The sequence below is a fragment of the Terrabacter lapilli genome, from assembly GCF_039531305.1.
Taxonomy (GTDB): domain Bacteria; phylum Actinomycetota; class Actinomycetes; order Actinomycetales; family Dermatophilaceae; genus Terrabacter; species Terrabacter lapilli.
The window spans coordinates 215,757-218,995 of sequence record NZ_BAAAPU010000004.1; the positions used below are offsets into that span (position 1 = coordinate 215,757).

Genomic DNA, 3,239 nt, shown 5'->3' on the forward strand with positions numbered 1-3,239 from the left:
GGTGGGCGTCAGGTGGCGTTGACGAACCCGGCCGCCAGCGCGCCGGCAAGCAGGATGCCGAGGATGACGCGGTACCAGACGAACGGGATGAGGGTGTTCGTCGCCACGAAGCGCAGCAGCCAGGCGATGGAGGCGTAGGCCACGACGAAGGCGACGACGAGGCCGACGACCATCGGCCCGAGGCCCAGGGCCGACAGCCCGTGTCTCTCCTGGACGGCCTGGAAGAGGCCCGCCGCCGTGAGGGCGGGGATGGCGAGGAAGAAGCTGAGGCGCGTCGCCGTCACGCGGTCGAGCCCACGCATGAGGCCGGCCGAGATCGTGGCGCCCGAGCGGGAGACGCCGGGGATGAGCGAGAAGCACTGCAGCAGGCCGATGGCGAGGCCGTCGACGGGCCGTACGTCGTGCTCGCCGCGCACCACCCCTCGCGACTCCAGGGTGGCGTGCATGCGCTCGGCGGCGACCATCACGGCGCTCCACACGATGAGGGCGACGGCCACGACCCAGAGGCTGCGCAGCGGTCCGGAGATCACGTCGCGGGCGAGGAACCCGACGATGCCGACCGGGATCGAGCCGATGACGACCGCCCAGGCGAGGCCGTAGTCGCTGCCCTCGCGCTCCGCTGGGCGCACCAGGCCGCGGAACCAGGCCACGGCGAAGCGGATGATGTCCCGGAAGAAGTAGAGCAGCGTCGCCGCGATCGCGCCGAGCTGGATGATCGCGGTGTACGCGGTCACGGCCGGGTCGTCGACCTTCAGCCCGAGCAGCTGCTCGGTGATCGTCAGGTGGCCGGTCGAGGAGACCGGGAGGTACTCGGTGAGGCCCTCGACGACGCCGAGGACGACGGCGTCGAGGTAGCTGAGGTCAGCCATGGGTCAGGGTGGGCCTTCTGCGGGAGGGACGGGACGGGCCGCTCACCTGCAGGTGGCGGCCGCTGGGCACAGTGTCGCACCCTACCGACAGCCGCCGGCACATCTCCGCGACATCGCCGGGGGGCCGGCGAACTCCGGGTGAACGTCCCGGCCGGCACGCGTGCGAGGTGGCGCCGCCCGCACCCGCCGCACGCCCGTGGCGGGTGCGCGGGTCGGTCAGTGCGGGGGGCGCAGTCCGGCGACGTGGGCCACGGCGTCGAGCGTCGCAAGGGCCTGGTCGCGCGTCATCCCGCCGCCCACGGCGACGGCGAGGGTCGTGACCCCGGCCTCCGCGTACCTGCCCATCCGGCGCGCGACGCGCGCCGGTGAGCCGAGCAGCGCCGTCTCGTCGATGAACTCGAGCGGCACGGCCGCGGCCGCCTCGCGGTGCCGTCCGGCGAGGTAGAGGTCCTGGATCCGGGCCGCGTCCTCCTCGAAACCCATCCGGCAGGCCAGCTGGTTGTAGAAGTTCTGCTCGCGCGAGCCCATGCCGCCGATGTACAGGGCGCAGTAGTCGCGCACGTGGTCGGCGGCTGCCTCCACGTCGTCGACGAGGACCACCGGCGTGGCGGCCACGACGTCGAAGCCTTCCATCGGCGCGTCGGCGGGGCCGCGGCCGCCCGCGCGGCGCCCCTTCTCGAGGGTGGCCAGCAGGTCGCCGGCGTGCTCGGGGCTGAAGAAGATGGCGAGCCAGCCGTCGGCGATCTCGCCGGTCAGCTCGAGGTTCTTGGGTCCGACCGCCGCGAGGTAGACGGGCAGGTCGGCTCGGACGGGTCGGGCCGAGAGCTTGAGGGCCTTGCCCTGTCCACCGGGCAGCGGCAGCGGGTAGTGCGGGCCGGCATGCGTCACCGTGTCGCGGCGCAGCGCTGCGCGCACGATCTCGACGTAGTCGCGCGTCCGGCCGAGCGGGTGGCGGAACGGCACGCCGTGCCACCCCTCGCTCACCTGCGGGCCCGAGACCCCGAGCCCCAGCCGGAAGCGTCCGCCCGACATCGTGTCGATCGTCGCGGCCGTCATCGCGGTCATCGCCGGGGTGCGCCCCGGGATCTGCATCACCGCGCTGCCGAGCCCGACGTGCTCGGTCAGCGCGCCGATCCAGGCGAGCATCGACGGGCTGTCGGAGCCGTAGGCCTCCGCGACCCACACGCTGTCATAGCCCAGGCGGTCCGCCGCCCGGGCCACCGCGACCTGGTCGGGTCCGCTGGTGCCGCGTCCCCAGTAGCCGAGATTCACGCCGATCCTCATGCAGCGCAGGCTATCGGCGCGCCGACCGACGTGCCGCCCGCCGCGGGCGTGGGATGGCCCACTACCGTTCCTGCCATGCGCAGGCGTCTCGGTTCGTCCGGTCTCACGGTCACCCCTCTGGCCCTCGGGACCATGCTCTGGGGGAACGCCGTCGACCGCCACGAGGCCGGTGACCACCTCCGCGCGTTCGTCGACGCGGGCGGCAACCTGGTCGACACGGCATACGGCTACGGCGGCGGCGACGCCGAGACGATCCTCGGCGGCCTGCTCGGCAGCAGCATCGACCGAGACGACGTCGTCGTGTGCACCAAGGCGGGCATCTCGCGAGCCGGCGGGCAGCGCCGGGTGGACGTGTCGCGCCGCGGGCTCATGGGGCAGCTGGAGACGTCGCTGCGCCGCCTCGGCACCGACCACGTCGACCTCTGGCTCGTGCACACGTGGTCCGACGAGGTGCCACTGTCCGAGACCCTGTCGGCGCTGGAGTGGGCGGCGACATCGGGACGCGCGCGCTACGTCGGCGTGTCCAACTACTCGGGGTGGCAGTCCGCGCGCGCCTTCAGCCTCCTGGAGTCAGCGCGAGTTCCATTGGTGGCCAACGAGGTCGAGTACTCCCTCGTCTGCCGCACGCCCGAGCACGAGGTCGCCCCCGCCGCGTCGGCGCTCGGCTTCGGCCTACTTCCCTGGTCACCGCTGGGACGCGGCGTGCTCACCGGGAAGTACCGCAACGGCATACCGTCGGGGTCGCGTGCGGCGTCCAACGACTTCCCGGGCTTCGCCGAGCGCTTCCTCGACGAGCCGGCGAGGCGGGTCTCCGACGCCGTGGCGATGGCGGCCAGGGGGCTGGGCGCCAAGCCTGCCGAGGTGGCCCTCGCCTGGGTGCGCGACCGCCCTGGCGTCGCGGCGCCCATCGTCGGCGCGCGCACGTCGGCCCAGCTGCGTTCGGCCCTCGCCAGCCTCGAGCTGACGCTGCCGACGGAGATCGTCGCCGCGCTCGACGACGTCTCGCTCTAGTTGTACCCAGCCATCAGGTTGGTTGCAGTCGGCTGACGGGTGGGTGACCTCGCAGGGCGCTGTGGCGGCGTTCAG

General features: G+C 73.2%; 3 protein-coding genes. 1 reads left to right on the forward strand and 2 read right to left on the reverse strand.

What is annotated here, in order from left to right:
- Window positions 1–8: 8 nt before the first annotated feature.
- On the reverse strand, window positions 9–869 hold the full coding sequence (locus ABD241_RS07180) for an undecaprenyl-diphosphate phosphatase (protein ID WP_344059923.1): 861 nt from the start codon (window positions 867–869) through the stop codon (window positions 9–11).
- A gap of 216 nt (window positions 870–1,085) precedes the next feature.
- Window positions 1,086–2,153, reverse strand: a complete 1,068-nt coding sequence (locus tag ABD241_RS07185) for an LLM class F420-dependent oxidoreductase (protein WP_344059925.1) — start codon at window positions 2,151–2,153, stop codon at window positions 1,086–1,088.
- A 75-nt stretch (window positions 2,154–2,228) separates the two neighbouring features.
- On the opposite strand from ABD241_RS07185, the gene ABD241_RS07190 reads away from it, so the two are divergent.
- Complete coding sequence (locus ABD241_RS07190) at window positions 2,229–3,164, forward strand: aldo/keto reductase (protein WP_344059927.1); 936 nt, start codon at window positions 2,229–2,231, stop codon at window positions 3,162–3,164.
- Window positions 3,165–3,239: the final 75 nt, after the last annotated feature.

Bases quoted from the DNA above. Each gene is read 5' to 3' on its own strand.
- ABD241_RS07180 (WP_344059923.1), bottom strand. From the start codon at position 869: ATGGCTGACCTCAGCTACCTCGACGCCGTCGTCCTCGGCGTCGTCGAG.
- ABD241_RS07185 (WP_344059925.1), bottom strand. From the start codon at position 2,153: ATGAGGATCGGCGTGAATCTCGGCTACTGGGGACGCGGCACCAGCGGA.
- ABD241_RS07190 (WP_344059927.1), top strand. From the start codon at position 2,229: ATGCGCAGGCGTCTCGGTTCGTCCGGTCTCACGGTCACCCCTCTGGCC.